The sequence below is a fragment of the Arthrobacter sulfonylureivorans genome (assembly GCF_022637435.1).
Taxonomy (GTDB): Bacteria; Actinomycetota; Actinomycetes; order Actinomycetales; family Micrococcaceae; genus Crystallibacter; species Crystallibacter sulfonylureivorans.
Genome location: NZ_CP093326.1, coordinates 1,715,467 through 1,733,039 on the forward strand (window position 1 = coordinate 1,715,467; position 17,573 = coordinate 1,733,039).

Annotated in this window: 16 protein-coding genes; 10 read left to right on the forward strand and 6 right to left on the reverse strand. The window is 63.3% G+C overall.

Translation table 11 applies throughout. The annotated features are described in order from the left end of the window. Positions 1-213 precede the first annotated feature (213 nt). Positions 214-1,164 carry a hypothetical protein gene (locus MNQ99_RS08175; RefSeq protein ID WP_241915066.1) on the reverse strand — a complete coding sequence of 317 codons (951 nt, stop codon included), beginning with the start codon at positions 1,162-1,164 and terminating at the stop codon, positions 214-216. 115 nt (positions 1,165-1,279) lie between these two features. Between MNQ99_RS08175 and metG the strand changes: the two genes are divergently transcribed. Next, complete coding sequence (gene metG, locus MNQ99_RS08180; RefSeq protein WP_241915067.1) at positions 1,280-2,842, forward strand: methionine--tRNA ligase; 1,563 nt, start codon at positions 1,280-1,282, stop codon at positions 2,840-2,842. Positions 2,843-2,901: 59 nt separating this feature from the next. On the opposite strand, the gene MNQ99_RS08185 is transcribed toward metG, so the two are convergent. Further along, positions 2,902-3,420: a hypothetical protein gene (locus tag MNQ99_RS08185; RefSeq protein ID WP_241915068.1), complete on the reverse strand. Its 519-nt coding sequence runs from the start codon at positions 3,418-3,420 to the stop codon at positions 2,902-2,904. Between the two features lie 85 nt (positions 3,421-3,505). After that, the gene (locus MNQ99_RS08190; protein WP_241915069.1) at positions 3,506-4,912 is read right to left on the reverse strand and encodes an APC family permease; all 1,407 of its coding nucleotides are present in this window, start codon (positions 4,910-4,912) and stop codon (positions 3,506-3,508) included. A gap of 181 nt (positions 4,913-5,093) precedes the next feature. Here MNQ99_RS08190 and MNQ99_RS08195 point away from each other — a divergent pair, with 181 nt between their 5' ends. Beyond that, on the forward strand, positions 5,094-5,420 hold the full coding sequence (locus MNQ99_RS08195; RefSeq protein ID WP_127511551.1) for a cupin domain-containing protein: 327 nt from the start codon (positions 5,094-5,096) through the stop codon (positions 5,418-5,420). Between the two features lie 219 nt (positions 5,421-5,639). Here the strand turns inward: MNQ99_RS08195 and MNQ99_RS08200 are convergent, their stop codons facing one another. After that, on the reverse strand, positions 5,640-6,476 hold the full coding sequence (locus MNQ99_RS08200) for an NAD(P)-dependent oxidoreductase (protein ID WP_422387509.1): 837 nt from the start codon (positions 6,474-6,476) through the stop codon (positions 5,640-5,642). A 227-nt stretch (positions 6,477-6,703) separates the two neighbouring features. On the opposite strand from MNQ99_RS08200, the gene MNQ99_RS08205 reads away from it, so the two are divergent. The 8 genes from MNQ99_RS08205 (at position 6,704) to MNQ99_RS08240 (ending at position 14,066) form a co-directional block, all read left to right on the forward strand. Further along, positions 6,704-8,440 (forward strand): dihydroxy-acid dehydratase, encoded by a 1,737-nt coding sequence (locus MNQ99_RS08205; RefSeq protein ID WP_241915070.1) that lies wholly within the window; start codon positions 6,704-6,706, stop codon positions 8,438-8,440. Next, the gene (locus MNQ99_RS08210) at positions 8,437-9,207 is read left to right on the forward strand and encodes an amino acid ABC transporter ATP-binding protein (protein WP_241915071.1); all 771 of its coding nucleotides are present in this window, start codon (positions 8,437-8,439) and stop codon (positions 9,205-9,207) included. The genes MNQ99_RS08205 and MNQ99_RS08210 overlap by 4 nt, the downstream gene beginning before the upstream one ends. After that, complete coding sequence (locus tag MNQ99_RS08215; protein WP_241915072.1) at positions 9,208-9,846, forward strand: amino acid ABC transporter permease; 639 nt, start codon at positions 9,208-9,210, stop codon at positions 9,844-9,846. Further along, positions 9,846-10,538 carry an amino acid ABC transporter permease gene (locus tag MNQ99_RS08220; RefSeq protein ID WP_241915073.1) on the forward strand — a complete coding sequence of 231 codons (693 nt, stop codon included), beginning with the start codon at positions 9,846-9,848 and terminating at the stop codon, positions 10,536-10,538. The genes MNQ99_RS08215 and MNQ99_RS08220 overlap by 1 nt, the downstream gene beginning before the upstream one ends. Before the next feature lie 81 nt (positions 10,539-10,619). After that, positions 10,620-11,480 (forward strand): substrate-binding periplasmic protein, encoded by an 861-nt coding sequence (locus tag MNQ99_RS08225; protein WP_241915074.1) that lies wholly within the window; start codon positions 10,620-10,622, stop codon positions 11,478-11,480. A 109-nt stretch (positions 11,481-11,589) separates the two neighbouring features. Continuing rightward, positions 11,590-12,852: an alpha-hydroxy acid oxidase gene (locus MNQ99_RS08230; protein WP_241915075.1), complete on the forward strand. Its 1,263-nt coding sequence runs from the start codon at positions 11,590-11,592 to the stop codon at positions 12,850-12,852. A 48-nt stretch (positions 12,853-12,900) separates the two neighbouring features. Then, on the forward strand, positions 12,901-13,281 hold the full coding sequence (locus MNQ99_RS08235; RefSeq protein ID WP_241915076.1) for a nuclear transport factor 2 family protein: 381 nt from the start codon (positions 12,901-12,903) through the stop codon (positions 13,279-13,281). 104 nt (positions 13,282-13,385) lie between these two features. Further along, entirely contained in the window at positions 13,386-14,066 is a 681-nt protein-coding gene (locus tag MNQ99_RS08240; protein ID WP_241915077.1) for a GntR family transcriptional regulator, read from the forward strand. Positions 14,067-14,211: 145 nt separating this feature from the next. On the opposite strand, the gene MNQ99_RS08245 is transcribed toward MNQ99_RS08240, so the two are convergent. Together MNQ99_RS08245 and MNQ99_RS08250 are read right to left on the reverse strand one after the other, a co-directional pair. After that, positions 14,212-16,728, reverse strand: coding sequence for an ABC transporter permease (locus MNQ99_RS08245; RefSeq protein WP_241915078.1), 2,517 nt, complete (start codon positions 16,726-16,728; stop codon positions 14,212-14,214). 3 nt (positions 16,729-16,731) lie between these two features. After that, positions 16,732-17,505 carry an ABC transporter ATP-binding protein gene (locus tag MNQ99_RS08250; protein WP_241915079.1) on the reverse strand — a complete coding sequence of 258 codons (774 nt, stop codon included), beginning with the start codon at positions 17,503-17,505 and terminating at the stop codon, positions 16,732-16,734. Positions 17,506-17,573: the final 68 nt, after the last annotated feature.

The following is a 17,573-nucleotide window of genomic DNA, read 5'->3' on the forward strand; positions in this document are numbered from 1 at the left end:
TCGGCTCCAGCTCGCAGAGTGTGGTCTCGGCCGCGCAGTCCGTTGCGGCCGGGCGTCCGGCTTCACGGTCCGCGCCGGGGCCGGTTCTGCCGGCACTGCTGCAGGCGGATTCTCGGTACGGCTCTTCTGGTGCAGGGTAAATCTGTCACTGCAGGATCCACGGCACCCGCCCCGACCGATCAACCCTGCACCGACAAGGGGAAGTCCTGGGCGCTAAGCAGCCGGGGGCCGGCCATGTGTGTAAACGGCATTGTTGTAGGCCCGGAGAATGCGGTTCCGCAGGCTCGCCTCGTGATCGAGTTGCGGCCAGCGAATGCGGACAAAGGTCCAGCCGCATTCCATCAGCGCAGTTTCGCGTTTCCGTTCCTCCAACAGCACAGAGTCAGTCGGCGCCGTGCCGTTGTACTTGGTCTCGCCGTCGAACTCCAGGATTAGCATCAGTTCTGGCCATGCCAAGTCCGCTCGATGTCTACCGATAGCAGTATCGATTTCGTATTGCAGGGTCGGCGGCGGGAATCCCCATTTCATGACTTTGAGCCGGAGCCTCGTTTCACCGGCGGATTCGCTTAGCTGGTTCGCAGCCGCCAACACGCGCCGAGCCTTGCTGATATTCGCGTAGCCAGCCTGTTCTTCAAGGATTCTGCTAACACCTTGCCGGCTGGCGCCGCGGTGAAGCGCCGAATCTGTAATAACAACTGCCAACTCATGTGGCAGGAGCTTGGCGCAGTCGACGACGGTGCGGTCCTTGCTCGTCAACCGGAAGCCGTCCTGCGTCGCCACTTGTTCCTCGGGAATCATTAGTTTGTGCCTCACCACGCCGGCGGAGTTGTCCCCATGCCGCGTTCGCTGGGCCACGTGGATGTCATTCGTCGCGTTCCAGACATCCATGCCCCACAGGCGTGCAGCCGAAACATGGGTATAAATCAGTTCCGATCGCGAACTTAGATGATGGGCGCGAACCTTCCAGACATCGCGATCCCACGGTTTCAGCGTCCACCAGAACGCTGCCGAGGCGTAAACACCGTGCCTCACTCTCACGATGTGCCGCGCCCGGAGCGCAGCAGCTATCTCGCTTTCCTCATAGTTTGAGCGTCGTAGCTCAGAAAAGGTCATGAGCCGGGCGTGGGGGATATCCACCACCCGGGGAGCGGAAGAAGCAAGCATGCCACCAATGTGCCCGTGGATTAGAGGTGGAGTCCACGGCCGTTCCGAAACTGTGGACAACCGAACTGTCCTGCGCATTTCGACAACCGCCGAACGCAGAGGGTAATTTCATAGGGTGACCTCCTCTGAGCCCAAGACCCCGTACTACATCACCACGGCCATCACGTACCCGAACGGCGTGCCGCACATCGGCCATGCCTACGAGTACATCGCCACGGACGCGATGGCCCGTTTCAAGCGGTTGGACGGCTACGATGTGATGTTCCTGACCGGCACCGATGAGCACGGCATGAAGATCGCGCAGACGGCGGCCAAGGAGGGCATCACGCCCAAGGAACTGGTGGACCGGAACACGGCGGCCTACAAGTCCGCCCATCAGGTCCTGGAGATCTCCTACGACCGGTTCATCCGCACCACCGACGCCGACCACTACGAGGCCTCCCAAGCCGTCTGGAAGAAGATGGAAGAGGCCGGGGACATCTATCTGGGCAAGTACGAGGGCTGGTACTCGGTCCGCGACGAGGCCTACTACGCCGAGGACGAGACCGAGCTCCGCGAGGACGGCAAGCGCTATTCCATCCAGACGGATACCGAGCTGACCTGGACCGAGGAGGAGAGCTACTTCTTCCGGCTCTCCCAGTACCAGGACAAGCTGCTCAAGCTCTATGAAGAGCAGCCCACTTTCGGCGCGCCGCGCAGCCGCTTCAACGAAGTCATCAGCTTCGTCAAGAGCGGGCTGGAGGACCTGTCCATCTCCCGCACCACGTTCGACTGGGGCGTCCCGGTTCCGGGCAATGACAAGCACGTCATGTACGTCTGGGTGGACGCGCTGACCAACTACCTCACCGGCGTCGGCTACCCGGACACGGAGGCCGAGTCCTTCAAGAAGTACTGGCCGGCCGATGTCCACGTCATCGGCAAGGACATCTCCCGCTTTCACGCCGTCTATTGGCCGGCCTTCCTGATGTCCGCCGGGCTGGAACTGCCCAAGCGCGTGATGATCCACGGTTTCCTGAACAACAACGGCGTCAAGATGTCCAAGTCCTTGGGCAACGTGGTGGCCCCGACCGATTGGGTTGCCCAGTACGGCCTGGACCAGGTGCGCTTCTTCCTGCTGCGCGAGGTCCCCTTCGGTGCCGACGGATCCTACAGCCACGACGCGGTGGTGGGCCGGATGAACGCTGACCTGGCCAATAACCTGGGCAACCTGGCCCAGCGTTCGCTGTCCATGGTGGCCAAGAACTGCGAGGGCAAGGTCCCGCAGCCCGGCACGTTGGCGCCGGAGGACCACGAGTTGCTGGCCCGCGCCGAGCGCCTGCTGGAGAAGTCGCGTGCGGCCTACGAGGTGCAGGACTTCCACGGCTCGCTCGAGGCCATCTGGACCGTGCTCGGCGACACCAACGCCTACTTCGCGGAACAGGCCCCCTGGGTGCTGCGCAAAACGGACGTGGAGCGGATGAACACGGTGCTCTACGTGACGCTGGAGGTGCTGCGCATTGTCTCCATCTTGGTCCAGCCGGTGATGCCCACGTCCGCGGGCAAACTGCTGGATGTGCTGGGACAGCACGACGACGGCGCCCGCGACTTCGCTGCCATCGGCACGGCTTTGGTGCCGGGAACCTCGCTGCCGGCTCCCACGCCGATCTTCCCGAAGTACGAGGAACCGGCCGCCGGCTAACTCTGGCCTGCGGCGAGGAAAGTGCCCGGCGGCCCTCAGCTTCTGACGGAACGCCTTAGCTATGGCGAAGCGAGGAACCGCTGGGCCGCGGTGCTGTTCATCATCCGCTCCACGCGTCTCTGCTGGGCCACCGCCTGCGCCTCCAGTTCCTGGAAGCGGAGGGCATCTAGCCGGGGATCCATGGGCGCCAGCTCAGCCAGGATTTGCCACATGCACTGCTTGCCGCGCAGCGCGGACAGCAGTGACTCCAGTTCCAGTTGGGTCCCTACGCCGCCTGAAGCACGCGTCGGATTGAGCGGGTTCAGCCTGCTGATGACTGCACCGGCCATCGCGCCGAGCCGCTTAAGCTTGTTGCGCCCGTGGCCGAAGCTGCGGTGCAGTGCCTTCAGTTCTTTGCGCTCTGCGGAAAGTTCCTCCCGCAGCTTCCGGAACTCGGCTTCCTGGGGTGTGCCCGCCCAGGCCTGGCGGACGGCGTCGAACAACTGCACGCCGGCCGCCGAGCCCAGCAGGTGGTAGTCCAGATACGACGCAAGGTCCTTCTGGTTCAGCGTGCCTGTCGACAGTTTGTCAGCGGCCATGGTCTTCCTTTCTGATGCCCGTCATCTCAAGCGGACGGATTCCGCCGTCGTTGTTATGTCTGTCCTTACCCACAAATGCGCGCTCTCATTCGCCCAGTTCCTCCGGGTGGCGGAACTTGGTTCTCTTGCCGTAGGCGCCCCGGTTCCACAGCCAGGTGATCACCCACAGCACCAAACCCAGGCCGATCATCAGCCCGGCAATCTGGTACTCAATGGGATCCTGCGCCCACGGCCCCACCAAGAAGAGGCAGGTGAACATGCCCAGATAGGGCAGCACCGTCGGGGTCTGGAAGTGCTTGTGGTCCACCGGGTTCCGGCGCAGCACCAGCACCGCCAGGTTCACAATCGTGAAGACACCCAGCAGCAGCAGCGCGGTGGTGCCGCCGAGGGCCGTCACGGTCTCGGCGCCCATCACGTTGGTGACCACGAAAATCAGGACAAAGGCTATGAGCGTGGTGAAAATGATCGAGGCCCACGGGGAGCGGCGGTTCGAGTGCACCTTGCCCAGGAATCGCGGCAGCACGTCCTGGCGGGCCATGCCGTAGAGCAGGCGGCTGGCCATCAGCATGTTGATGAGCGCGGTGTTGGCCACCGCAAACATGGACAGGAACGGGTAAATGACGTCCACCGGCAGGCCCGGCGCGCCGACCTGCACGACTTCCAGCAGCGGCGTTGGACTCTCCGACAACTGCCCGATGGGCACAATGGCCACCGCGGTGATCGACACCAGCAGGTACACGATCACCGTGATGCCGAGGCCGGTGAGCATGACTTTGGGGAAGATCCGGGACGGATCCTTGGTTTCTTCGGCCATGTTGACCGAATCCTCGAAGCCTACAAAGGAGAAGAAGGCCAGCGAGGTGGCGGCAGTGATGGCGAGGAAAACGCTTTTGTCGTTGGAGGTTTCGAAGACCATGACCCGGCTGAAGTCGACATTGCCCTGGCTCATCGCCCAGAATCCGATCAGGATCACGATCAGCAGACCGGTGAACTCCACCAGGGTCAGCACCACGTTGAACTTCACCGATTCGCTGACGCCGCGGAAGTTGATGGCAGCCAGGACGCCCATGAAGATGATGGCCACCCAGGTCACCCCGGTCTGGTCCCAGTCCAGGTTGAAGCCGGCAATGAAGTTTTCGCCGAGGAACTTGGCTGCCGTGGAGGCGGACGTGATGCCGGAACTGAGCACGGCGAAGGTCACCAAGAAGGTGAGGAAGTGGATCCCGAAAGCCTTGTGCGTATACAGCGCGGCGCCCGCTGCCTGCGGGTACTTCGTCACCAACTCCAGATAGGAAAACGCGGTGATGGTGGCCACGATGAACGCCAGCAGCAGCGGAGCCCAGGCCGCGCCGCCCACCTCGCCGGCCACCTGCCCGGTCAGGGCATACACGCCCGTTCCCAGAATGTCGCCCACGATGAAGAGCAGCAGAAGTTTGGTGCCGATGGCCCTCTTGAGCTCCGGCTGCTTTTCGGTTGCGGTGGATTTACTCACGATCGACCTCCGTCCACACGGCGCTTGTCGCTGGTCTATCGGGCCAACGTAGCACTCGTCACAGACGATGTCTGCGCCGCCGACCCGCGCGGGGGAGGAGCACGTCCAGATTGCTGTTCCCTAGGCCCGCGGTCGCCCAATCGGTAGAGTGTCGGCTACTCCATGGCGGAAGGATGTTCCGATGACTTACAAGACGCTGTCGTTCGCTGGTCTGCGTCCTGCCGCGGGCGCCGCCGTTTTCCACGGCTCCGAACACGGCGCGCACGCGTCCTTCTTCGTCAACTCCCGCGGCGCCGAACGCCACCGCCACCCGTATGAAGAGATCTTTGTCCTGCTCGACGGCGAGATCGACTTCACCATCGACGGCGAGTCCGGCCATGCAACGTCCGAGACCGTGATTGTCATCCCCGCCCATACCTGGCATGAGTTCACGGCCACCACCGCCGACGGCGTAAAAATGGTCAACATCCACCCCGTCGCCCAGATGCAGACCGAATGGGCAAGGTGAGCCCGCCGGCCGCCGCGCGGCACGCAGCCCGCCATCACTTGCCGGACGCGCCCGCATCCCGCCCTGACCGTCCGCCGCCGCCAACTCACTAGTCAGCGGGCCCCTTCCCCAAGCGTGAGAAGGGGCCCGCTGACTCTTCGATGAGGCGACAGCGCAGGTGCCCACTGCAGCGCGGGATGAGAGGGTCATCGCGCTCGAGGCTGAGTCAGAATCGGAGAATCAGTATCCAGCTTCGGCATCCACGAGGCCGTCAAGTTCATGTCCATTGAGGAACCGCTGAACGTTTGTCTCGATGCGGCTGCGGTAGAGGGGCATGATCATGTCCATGGTGTCTGCGGAGTGTGGCGTTATCAGACAGGCAGGCTCGTCCCAGAGCGGATGCCCGTCAGGGAGGGGTTCCGGATCTGTCACGTCTAAGCCGGCTCCTGCGATGGCGCCCTGCCGCAACGCAGCCACCAGTGCGTCGGTGTCCACCAGTCCTCCTCGGGCGATATTGACCAGCACAGCCGATTCCTTCATCAGCGAGAACTCCGCCGCTCCGAACAGTCCTCGTGTCGCAGGCGTAAGCGAGGCTGCGAGTATCACCACGTCGGCGTCGGGAAGTACCCCCGGCAGTTCATTGATGCCGATGGTGCGGCTGGCGCCGGACACCGGATCCGGAAGTCTCCGCACGACGGTGACGTTGACGTCGAAAACTTCCAACAGTCGGATGGTCTCGATGGCGACGCCCCCGGCTCCGACAACAACAGCATTCATGCCGTGAAGGCTACGCCCGGAACGCTCCGCCCAACTGCGTGCCACCACTCTCTTGGGTAGGTCCCGAAGCAGTGCCAGCAACAGAGCCAGGGCGTGCTCGGCCACGGGTTTCGCATACGCCCCCTTGGCGCTCGTCCAAACAACGTCCGGGCGTTCAGCCAGTGAGTCGGCGAAGGCTTCGATGCCTGCAGTCGGGAGCTGTACCCACCGGATGCCACGTTCTTCCCGTACCAACTGGTGCAGTTCGGAAGGCGTCGTGGAGTAGTCGACGACGACACCTGCCGGCCGTCTCCGAACCAATGTGCCTCCTGAACGCCGGATTCCCTCCGCCAGAGGAGAGTCTTGCGGGCCTAGGAAAGCTAGCCCGTGCCTATCGACGCGGCGGTCCTGAAAGTTCATGAAATCTCCCTGTGTGAATGTGACTTGTATCATTCGGATTACCAAGATATATTTCCATCATATTGTAATTCGGGTCACATGATGAGGTGTACATGTCTCAGCGCGGTATCCACGCTGACGGTGGAGCAATGTTCCGTGATGAAGGGCAGGACGGGCTGATGCACCGCGCCTTTTTGCGCGGAATGGGTCTGAGCGCGGAGGACGTCCGTCGCAGCCCGGTCATCGGCATCGCCAACAGTGCAAGTGACTTGAACCCGTGCAATCGCGGGCTTAGCGAGCTGAGCACCTATGTAAAGGAAGGCGTGCGCAAGGCTGGCGGTCTTCCGCTGGAATTTCCCACGATCTCCATTTCGGAGCCTTTCACACGGCCCACAAGTTTGTACCTGCGCAACTTGATGTCCATGGACGTGGAGGAAATGATCACCACCGCTCCCATCGACGGAGTGGTACTTCTTGGCGGCTGTGACAAGACGGTTCCGGCCCAGCTCATGGGAGCGATCAGTGCGGGAAAGCCGGCCCTGATGGTCACGGCCGGGCCACGCTCGGTCTCCTGTCACGGCGCGAACCGCCAGTTCACCGTCGACGACGCATGGCCGCTCTGCGACCGGCGCAGGGTCGGCGAGATGGACGATGCCGAATGGTGCGATCTTGAAGGCAACATCAACGTCAGTGTTGGTACCTGCAACGTGATGGGTACCGCTAGCACGATGGCGGCCATCGCCGAGGTCCTAGGCTTCGCACTCCCTGGCAGTTCGCTGCCCGATGCTGTGACCGAGGTCCGTAAATCCATGGCTCGCCGGACGGGCATAGAGGCTGTCGCTGCGGTCCGACGTCAGCAACAGCCGCGAGATCAGGTCACTATCGAGTCGCTGGAAAACGCATTCCGAACCGTCATCGCCCTTGGTGGATCCACCAACAGCCTGATCCATCTCGAAGCGATTGCCGGCCGCGCCGGATTGACCATCGGTAGGGACCGGTTCAACGATTGGTCGCGTGATACGCCCTTCATCACCAATGTTCGCCCAGGTGGCGTGCATACCTTGCCGGAACTGGAAGCAGCCGGAGGCGTACCTGCTGTGATGGATCGAATCCGCACCAAACTGCATTTGACGGCAGCCACCGCGACCGGCCGGCACTGGGGCGAGGAACTCGATTCACGTGTTTTTCCCGAAAGCGATGCCATTGCCAGTGCCGCCGAACCGCTGCAGCTTACTGGCTCACTCCGGATGCTGGAAGGAAACCTGGCACCCTCCGGGGCCGTGATCAAGGTCGTCGGACCCACGGCCTCCGGTCTGCTCAAGCACCGGGGGCGGGTAACGATCTTCGATGGCATAGAGGACCTCAACGCAAGAATCGACGACGCCGATCTGCCGGTGACCGCCGACAGCATTCTCGTGCTGCGCGGAATGGGGGTTCTCGGCGCACCGGGTATGCCCGAAGTCGGGCACATCCCGATTCCAGCCAAACTTCACCGTCTCGGTGTAACGGACATGCTGCGCATATCAGATGCGCGTATGAGCGGGACCTCGACCGGGACCGTCGTGCTGCACGTAGCGCCGGAATCGGCTGCTGGCGGACCACTTGCCTATCTCCGGGACGGCGATGAGGTGGAAATCGATGTGGCCGCCGGAGCGCTGCGCCATCTGGTTCCCGAGGCAGAGTTTTCCGCTCGAGAACCGGCACCAAAGCGGGCCGTGGCGGAAAGGGGTTTTGCCTGGCTGCACAGCCAGCATGTCCTCCAACCAGACCGAGGTTGCGACTTTGACTTCCTCCGAGGCCCGGAGACCGTCCGTCCGGTGATCGGCGCCGCACATACAGCTAGCGAATCGTTACCAAGAATTGCGACGTCGAAAGAGCAAGCATGAACAGTCAAGGAAAGCCCATCACCCTCTCCGCAAAGGGGATCCGCAAGACCTTCGGCGAGAAGGAAATCCTGCGAGGCATTGACCTCGAAGTCCACGAAGGCGAGCAAATTGCCATCATCGGGCCCAGCGGCTCAGGCAAAAGCACCTTCATTCGCTGCCTGAATCTGTTGGAAACACCGGACGGCGGTTCGCTTGAGGTGTTGGGGCAGCAGGTCTTCCATGCTGGTACAAAAACGCCGGACCGGTCGGTTCGCGAGTTGCGGAAGCAGGTGGGGATGGTTTTCCAGTCCTTCAACTTGTTTGCGACCTATACCGCCCTCGAGAATGTGAACCTGGCCCAGCGCCGTTCGCTGGGCCGCAGCTTGGCAGAAGCTACCGTGCGGTCACACGAACTTCTTGAGCGGGTTGGGCTCCAAGATCATATGCATAAGCATCCGGCGCAGCTGTCCGGCGGTCAGCAGCAGCGAGTTGCGATTGCCAGGGCGCTGGCGCTGGATCCGAAGATCATGCTCTTCGACGAGCCGACCTCGGCCATCGACCCGGAAATGCGTATCGAGGTGCTCCATGTCATGCGGGACCTTGCACAGTCGGGCATGACAATGCTCATGGTGACCCACGAGATCCAGTTCGCCGAGGAAGCCGCGGACCGTGTCATGTTCATCGCGGACGGTGAAGTCCTGGAAATCGGCCCGCCGGCCCAGGTGCTTTCGGCCCCACAGCATCCCCGCACACAGCGGTTTGTCCAAGCGGTCGGCGGGGTCGTCTGAATGCTTGATCCGAGCTACGTTGTTGAAGGCCTACTTGTCACCCTGCAGATATGGGTCGGGGCGCTTGTCCTGTCTATTATCTTGGCCGTGCCCGTGGCTGTGCTGCGCCGATCCGAGAATGCACTGCTCAAATTCCTTGGGGCGTTGTGGGTTGGACTGGCCCGCGGTATTCCGCCCGTCGCTTGGCTGATCATCATCTATTTCGGTCTTTCGCTCGGAATCATTTCCGAGGTGCCGGTCATCGCGGCCATCGTCGGACTCGGGATCGTCAACTCTGCCTATGTAGGCGACAGCATTCGCGCTGGACTGGATGCGGTACCGCGCGGGCAGTGGGAGGCCGCGAGTGCTGTTTCGCTGTCCCGGTTCGAATCTATGCGCCGGGTGATTCTGCCGCAGGCCATCCCGATCATGATTGCGTCGACGGCGGCCTACTCCATCACGCTGTTGAAGAATACAGCCATTGCCTCCATCATCGGGGCGAATGAAATGGTCTTCTACGCCTACAACGCCGTGCAGATCGGTGCGCCCGCAGTCGGTTCGTTCGTCATCATCGGCCTTGTTTACCTTGCCTTCACCGTGCCGGTCGGTTTCTTGGCCCGCTGGATCGATGCGAAGGCCTCGAAAGGGGTAGCGGTTTGATGTTCGATTTCACCGATTCGCTTCTGGGGTTGCTGCCGGGGCTGTGGGTCTCATTACAAATGACCGCAGCGGCCGTCGCCGTCGGCATACCGCTGGGCTTCTTGGCAGGGTTGGCGCTCAATGGCCAGCGCAAATGGCTTAGGTACGTAGTCATGGTGCTCGTGGAGGTCTTTCGCGGGTTTCCGGCTCTGCTGACCCTCTACTTGGTCTACTTCGGCCTAGCCAAGGCGGTCGACCTGGACCGGTTTACATCCATTACCGTCGCCTTCGGCGTAACCGTCGCGGCCTACACTGCAGAGATCTTCAGAGCCACGATCGCCAGCGTGCCCAAAGGCCAGTTGGAAGCAGCGTCCGCTCTGGCAATGGGAAAGACCCAGATCACCCAGCGGATCATCGTGCCGCACGTATTGCGTGTGGTGGTTCCGCCGATCCTGGGGATCGTAATCATCGCTTTCCAAGGCACCGCGCTGGCATATGCCATCGGTGGCAAGGAACTCATGGGCGAGGCGTACTCCCGAGGCATCACGACCTTTCAGATGTTGCCTGAACTGCTGACTGCCGCCTTGCTCTATCTGGTGGTCACCAGCGCAATGGCCTGGCTGGAAGTAGTTGCCGAACGACGCGCTGCACGAATTTCCGGTCGCCCGGTTCCCGCCAAACGGACCCGGAGCAGGGCCATAACGCGAATCTGATGAGCCATAGCAGCGAATCTGAACCACAAACCCAACAAACCTGAATTAAGCGAACGACAACGTCCAAAGGGGGACATCCTTATGTCACAGAAAAACTATCGCCGCGCCGCCCTCACCGGGGGCCTGCTCACCGTGATGCTTTCGCTCGCTGCCTGCGGCGGCGCAGGCCAGCCGGCAACCGCAAAAGTCGATCCGGACTGCGTGCCCAAGCACGAGTTTCCCACTATTACCGAGGGCGTCCTCAGCGTGGCGGCGTTCAACTCGCCGCCGAAGTTCCATGCACTGTCCAACAGCGGCCCCTTCGAAGGGGTGGATGCCGAACTCATCTCGCTTTTCGCCGAGGAGAACTGCCTAACGGTCGAGTTCAAGCCGATGACCGGTCCTGCCGCCCAGCTGGACCTCAAAGACGGCAAATCGGACATGATGGGCGGGTTGATCCTCAAGAGCGAGGCTCGTGGCGAGATCTTCGGCCAGAGCAAGGGATACATCACGTATGAAACTGTTGGTATCACCTCCAAAGAAGGCTACAACAGCGTCGATGACCTGAAGGGCAAAAAAGTGGGGTTGATTTCAGGTTCCACTTATGTCGCGCCGGCTAAAGAGGCCCTGGGAGCGGAGCTGGTAGAGGAATACCAGAACGACGTCAATGCTTTCGAAGATCTGACCGCTGGCCGTGTAGACGCTCTGGTATGGCAGACGATGCAGGGAACTTTCCACAGCTCCACCAATCCCGAGTTCGGCACGGAAGTCATTGAAGAAGATGCGGATTACCCGATACTGACCGGTCTGCTTGAGAATAACTGGCCGCACACCAAGGACGTGCCCGAATTCACCGCAGCCATCGACGACTTCTACGAGCGCGTCAAGGAAGACGGCACCGCCGCACGTGTCCTGGAGGAGAACGGGCTGGAAAACAGCGACTTCTACATCAACGGACGCTAGTCCCACCGGTCCAGGCGGGTCCGGCCCAGCGGCCGGTCCCGTCTGGACACTCAGACTGACAGCGCAGAAGGCGCACGGCGCGCTACATAGGCGAGATTGAAAGCGGACGATGAGTCTAAGAACACGAATCAGGGATTTCAGCAGTTTGGTGCAGCTTCAGGCACCGGCGTTGCCGACCACGGCCAGCGCGCTGCACGCGGCACGTGACATTGGAGATGTTCGAGAACTGGCACGACGCCGTACCCCGCGCTTCGTTTTCGACTACGTCGACGGCGGGTCCTTCCGCGAAGAATCGGTCGCCTACAACCAGACAGCCTTTGCCGGCCATCGCTTTGCACCCCGGGTGCTGCGCCCGGTCGGTCAGCCAGATCTGTCCGCCGAACTGCTTGGCGGACGAACCAAGTTGCCGATCGGGTTGGCCCCGACAGGTCTGACGGGACTGTCGCACCCGGAGGGCGAGAAGGCGGTAGCCCGCGCGGCGGCAGCGTTCGGTGTGCCCTTCAGCGTTTCGACCATGGCCACCAGCAGTATCGAGGATGTCGCCGCGGCAGCGCCGGATTCGCGGCGTTGGTTTCAGCTGTATCTGCGCACTGACCGGGCCAAATCGCTGGACCTGATCCGGCGAGCCCTAAACCACGGGTATGAATCACTGGTTCTGACCGTTGACACAGCTGTGGCCGGGCGGCGGTTGCGCGATGATCGGAATGGTTTGGCGCTCCCGCCCAAGCTTCGGGTAGACACTTTCTTCGACACGGCGCGTCATCCGGGCTGGGCACTGAGATTTCTGGCCAACGGTGCTCCGAAGCTGGCGAACTTCAGCGAAAGCACCAACTCCATTTCCGAACTTGTCAGCAGCATGTTTGACCCTCAGCTCTCCTTTGATGACCTGGACTGGCTGCGGGAGCAATGGCCAAAGAATCTGATTATCAAAGGCGTGCTCCATCCCGACGACGCACGTACCGCTTTCGACCACGGCGCCGATGCTGTCTGGGTCTCCAATCATGGCGGGCGCCAGATGGACCGAACCGTCGCCCCCATTGACGTTATTGCCGAAATCCGTGCCGCCGTAGGGCCGCACCGGCCGCTAATCCTCGACTCCGGCATACGCTCGGGGCTGGACGTGGCTGCTGCACTGGCGGCCGGAGCGGATTTCGTGCACGTCGGACGCGCATTCCTGTACGGTCTGATGGCCGGCGGCCAACCCGGCGTGGAGCGTGTCCTGCAGATCCTCTCCGATGAGACGCGCAACGCCATGCAGTTGCTCGGTGCGGCCACGATTACGGACCTTCGACAGGGCCAACTGCATGCTCCACTTTGCATGAATCTAGACCAATACCCCGAGGACAGCGTCTTGAATAAAAGAACCGCCTAGCCCCCTCATAGGTGCCCGACATTCCCTTATACGGAAGGACTCAATTAAATGACCATTGATAGCAAGAACCTCGTTGTAGAATTCTACGAAAAGTACAATAACCGTGATGTCGAGGGCGCTATGGCCTACATCGGCGAAACCTATATCCAGCACAATCCCTGGGTGGCGGACGGGCCCGACGCATTTCGGCGCTTCGTGACATTCCTGCGAGACAACTTTCCGGATGGCCGGAACGAGGTCAAACGGGTCATCGCTGACGGCGACCTGGTTGCTTTGCACGTTCATTCGGTACGCGTTCCGGGAGAAGAAGGCCGTGCCATCGTCGACATCTTCCGCACCGAAAACGGCAAGATCGTTGAGCACTGGGACGTAGTCCAGCCGATTCCGCGGGAAATCTACCCGCCGATCAACGACAACGGTTACTTCTAGGCCGCAGCACTTCAGACATGGCCATTAAGGCCGCCGTGGCTTGCCCGGCGGCCTTAGGATTTTACCTATGCTTCAAAAGCTCATGGAGGGCCAGGATGACAACCGTGACTGACAGCGAGGGCGTCCGCGGCATGCCTAGACCGGCCAAAGTGTCCCTTACGCAGCAGCTCTATCAGGCGATCCGGGGCGACATTATCACCGCCGTGCTTCGGCCTGGCGCCGTGGTTATTGAGGCCGACCTAGCCCGTGAATACGAGGTCTCCAAGACGCCGGTCCGCGAGGCACTGCAGATGCTCGTCGTGGAGGGGCTTATGTCGGTGCTGCCCCACCGCGGTTATCTGATTCGCAGCATGGGCTTCGCTGATGTGCGCGATGTGATGGATCTTCGATTGATGCTGGAACCGCCCTTGGCCGCTGCGGCCGCCCTCAACTCTTCCGAAGAGATCGTCGAGGCTCTGCGCGTCCAATTGGCCAAGCAATTCGATGAAGGGGCGTCCCTGGTCGATCGCACATCGGCGGCCCGGGAGTTTCATATGCTGTGCGTCCGTGCATCAATGAACCAGCGCGCTATGGGATTGGTGGGAGGGCTTTACGACGAAACCACCCGCATCCACCACCTGATGCCCGGAGCAGTCCAGCACCTCTATTCGGCAACAGAGCAGGCAGCGCACCAAAGCATTCTCGATGCGGTGGCGAACAACGACGACGAGGCAGCTGCGGCCGCCATGGCCGAACACATCAAAGAATCAAACGAAGCACTGCTGCAGGCGTTCTACACGCGGTAGCGGCTTCGCGGTCACAGGGCGACGCTCCGTAGAGCAACACCCCCGTGGTACCACGTCCAATAAGTATCTGCTCCTGCACCCTAGGACTCGTAAGGCGGTCCGGGGACCTTAAACCTAGTCCCGGACCGCCTTACCCAGCTCCCTGCTAGACCGTGGCCATGCCCTCCACGGGGGAGAGGCGGGCGGCGCGGCGGGCCGGCATCACGGAGGCCAGCAGTCCGGCCACCACGGCGACGGCCAGCACGGCCAGCAGCTGCAGCCACGGGACATCCGGCACCACGGTGGCGAATGCCCCCAGCGCCGACTGCGCGCCGAGCCAGCCGTACACCGCGCCCAGCACAGCGCCGATCAGCGCGGCGACGCCGGCGATCAGCACCGCCTCCAGCGCCAGCATGCCGCGCAGCTGCGACTTGGTCAGTCCCAGCGCCCGGAGCAGCGAGGACTCCTGCGTGCGCTCCAGCACGGAGAGCGAGAGCGTGTTCGCCACACCGACCAGCGCGATCAGCACGGCCACGGCCAGCAGCCCGGTGACCACCAGCAGCAGCACGTCGATCACCTGGTTGAACGCGGCCCGTTCCACCGCGGCGCCGGAGATCTGGTATTCGTTCACCTCCAGTCCGGCGGCCAGTTGGCTGCGCAGGTCGAGCAGCGCCCACGAGTCCAGATCGCGGTCCACCGAGACCCACAGCTGCGGCAAGGACGAGTAGTAGTCCTCGCTGTCGGCGGCGGGCAGTTCCGGCACGCCGATCTCCGTGGCCACGGCGGAGGAGATCAGCGGCGGCAGCGTCCAGCTGTCGGCCTCCACTACGGTCAGCTCCTTGGAGCCTTTGCTGCCGGAGACCGTCAGGGTCTTCAGTTCGGAGCCCTGCGGCATCAGCACGGTGTTCCCGTCCAGCACCAGCGTCTTATCCTGCAGCAGGGCCAACTGCTCCGGCGCCAGCTGGTACACCCCGGTGCGCGACCCGTGCACCTCGGCGTAACCGCCGTTCGTCACCAAGCCGGCGGCCGCAACGCCGTCGTAATTCACAGCGGTGGCCGCAGCCGATGCATCCAGCGGCCGCCCCGCCGACGTGAGGTCGCCGACTGACAGGTCCACCGGGTACTCCGCGCCCAACTGGCCGTCGAAGGCGGTCCGCGCGGTCTGCGCGCCGGTCATCATCATCGCCACCAACGTCACGCCGATCAGCAGCGCGGTGGCGGTGGCGGACGTGCGGCCGGGGTTGCGCACGGCGTTGACCGCCGCCAGTTTGCCCGGGACGCCGGCCGGCTTCGCCAGGGTGCCGACGGCGGTGACCAGCGGCGGGATGAACAGCGTGGCACACATGAGCAGCCCGATGAAGGACAGCATTCCGCCCGGCAGGGCGATCAGCAGGTCCGCCGACACTGCCCCCAGCGCGAGCACGACGGCGCCGCCCACCGCGAGTGCGAGGCCCACCGCGAGTCGGACCTTGCCCTTGCTGTTGCCTGCGCGGGCCTCGTCCGCCGGCCGCAGGGCTGCCAGCGGGGCCACGCGCGTGGCGGCGCGGGCCGGAGCCAGCGCGGCCAGCACCGTCATCAGGATGCCGACCACCAGGCCGATGATGACGGCGTACGGCGGAACGGCCAGCGTGGCGAACTCGGTGTCGGGCTGGCCCTGGAGCACGGTGATGATGCCGGCCATCAGGCCCACGGCGCCGAGCACGCCCACCACCGAGGCACTGATGCCCACCAGCACGGCCTCGGCCAGCACCGACTGGCGGATCTGCCCGCGGTCGGCACCGATGCAGCGCAGCAGGGCCAGCTCGCGGGTCCGCTGGGCAATCAGCACTGAGAAGGTATTGGCCACCACCAGGGCAGAGACCAGCAGCGCCACCAGCGCGAACGCCAACAGGACAATGGTCAGCTGGTCGGCGCCGCCGGTCAGGCTGGCCACCACTTCCTTGGTCTGATCGGCTGCGGTGTTCACCGAGGCTTCCGGGAACCCGGCGTCGGCCAGTGCGGCGGTTACCGTGTCCTTGACGGCGGCGGTGTCGGCGCCGGCGGCCAGATCAAACTGGATGTTGCGCAGCCACGAATTGTCCGCGCCCGCCAGCTGCTGCTGCAGGGCGTCAGTGGCGAAGAGCTGAGGCTGGACCATCATGAACGGGTCCTTGGACGGCTTGACGATGCCGGTGACCGTCAGCGCGGTTCCGGCGGCAGCCACGTCCTCGGCGGCGACCATGCCGGCTGGCGGAGCCAGTTCCAGCTTGTCGCCCACGGACAGTCCCTGTTTCTCCGCGGTTCCGGCGTCCACTGCCACCTCGCCGTCGCCGGGGAGCGCACCGTCCAGCAGCTCCAGGTTTTCCAGACCGGCCGGCGCGGTGTTCTGCAACGCGCCATAGCTGGCGCCGGCGGCGGAGCCGAAAGCGATGGACGCCTGCCGGTGCGCGTAGACCTCGCCCACGCCCGCCGCGCCGGTGACTGCATCGAGCGCGGAGCCATCCAGTTGCTTGTCCGGGCCCTCCGAAACCACCAGGTCGGCGTTGCGAAAAGTGGCGCCGATGCTGTTGCCCAGCGATGCCTCCGTGGACGCATTGACCATCAGCGTGGCGGTCAGGAAACCCACCGCCATCACCACGGCAAGCCCGACGGCGATGAACCGCCGCGCGTGTTGCCGCAGCTGCGCGAGTGCTACCTGCAACATGGCCTAGGCCCCCAGCTTGGCCAAGGCGGCCAGGATCGTGTCGGTGTCCGGGCGGTCCAGCTCGCCGACCAGGGCGCCGTCGTTCATCAGCACCACGCGGTCCGCGTAGGAGGCGGCCACCGGATCGTGCGTGACCATGATGATGGACTGGCCCATCTCCTGGCAGGACCGGCGCAGCAGCGAGAGCACTTCGGCGCCCACCTTCGAGTCGAGGTTGCCGGTGGGCTCGTCGCCGAACACCACATCCGGGCGGGTCAGCAGCGCCCGGGCCACGGCCACTCGCTGCTGCTGTCCGCCGGACAGCTCGTGCGGGCGGTGCGCCAGCCGGTCGGTCAGGCCCAGCGTCTTGGTGACATAGCTGAACCAATCCTTGTCCACCGTGCCGTTGGCCAGCGAGATGGGCAGCGTGATGTTCTGCTCCGCGGTCAGCGTGGAGACCAGGTTGAACGCCTGGAACACGAACCCGACGCGCTCGCGGCGCAGTTTGGTCAGCTGGGAGTCGCTGAGTCCGGTGATTTCGGTGCCGCCAATCCAGATGTTGCCCGAATCGGCGGTGTCCAGCCCGGCCAGGCAGTGCATCAGGGTGGACTTGCCGGATCCGGACGGGCCCATGATCGCGGTGAACTTGCCGGCGTCGAAGCTGGCGTCCACATCCTTGAGGGCGTGCACGCGGGTATCGCCGGTGCCGTAGGTCTTGTTCAGGCCGCGCGTGGCCGCGGCCGAGGCGGCGCCGTCCGGGGCGGTGCCGGCGAGTGATTGCTCGGTTCTTGTGGTCATAGCCCTACGGTATGGAATCGGCACCCCGGTCCGGATCCGCCGCCGGGCTGGTATTCGCTGCCGCCCCG

Coding starts and splice junctions, on each gene's coding strand:
- MNQ99_RS08175 (WP_241915066.1), bottom strand. CDS start 1,164: ATGCTTGCTTCTTCCGCTCCCCGGGTGGTGGATATCCCCCACGCCCGG.
- MNQ99_RS08185 (WP_241915068.1), bottom strand. CDS start 3,420: ATGGCCGCTGACAAACTGTCGACAGGCACGCTGAACCAGAAGGACCTT.
- MNQ99_RS08195 (WP_127511551.1), top strand. CDS start 5,094: ATGACTTACAAGACGCTGTCGTTCGCTGGTCTGCGTCCTGCCGCGGGC.
- MNQ99_RS08205 (WP_241915070.1), top strand. CDS start 6,704: ATGTTCCGTGATGAAGGGCAGGACGGGCTGATGCACCGCGCCTTTTTG.
- MNQ99_RS08210 (WP_241915071.1), top strand. CDS start 8,437: ATGAACAGTCAAGGAAAGCCCATCACCCTCTCCGCAAAGGGGATCCGC.
- MNQ99_RS08215 (WP_241915072.1), top strand. CDS start 9,208: ATGCTTGATCCGAGCTACGTTGTTGAAGGCCTACTTGTCACCCTGCAG.
- MNQ99_RS08220 (WP_241915073.1), top strand. CDS start 9,846: ATGTTCGATTTCACCGATTCGCTTCTGGGGTTGCTGCCGGGGCTGTGG.
- MNQ99_RS08225 (WP_241915074.1), top strand. CDS start 10,620: ATGTCACAGAAAAACTATCGCCGCGCCGCCCTCACCGGGGGCCTGCTC.
- MNQ99_RS08230 (WP_241915075.1), top strand. CDS start 11,590: ATGAGTCTAAGAACACGAATCAGGGATTTCAGCAGTTTGGTGCAGCTT.
- MNQ99_RS08235 (WP_241915076.1), top strand. CDS start 12,901: ATGACCATTGATAGCAAGAACCTCGTTGTAGAATTCTACGAAAAGTAC.
- MNQ99_RS08245 (WP_241915078.1), bottom strand. CDS start 16,728: ATGTTGCAGGTAGCACTCGCGCAGCTGCGGCAACACGCGCGGCGGTTC.
- MNQ99_RS08250 (WP_241915079.1), bottom strand. CDS start 17,505: ATGACCACAAGAACCGAGCAATCACTCGCCGGCACCGCCCCGGACGGC.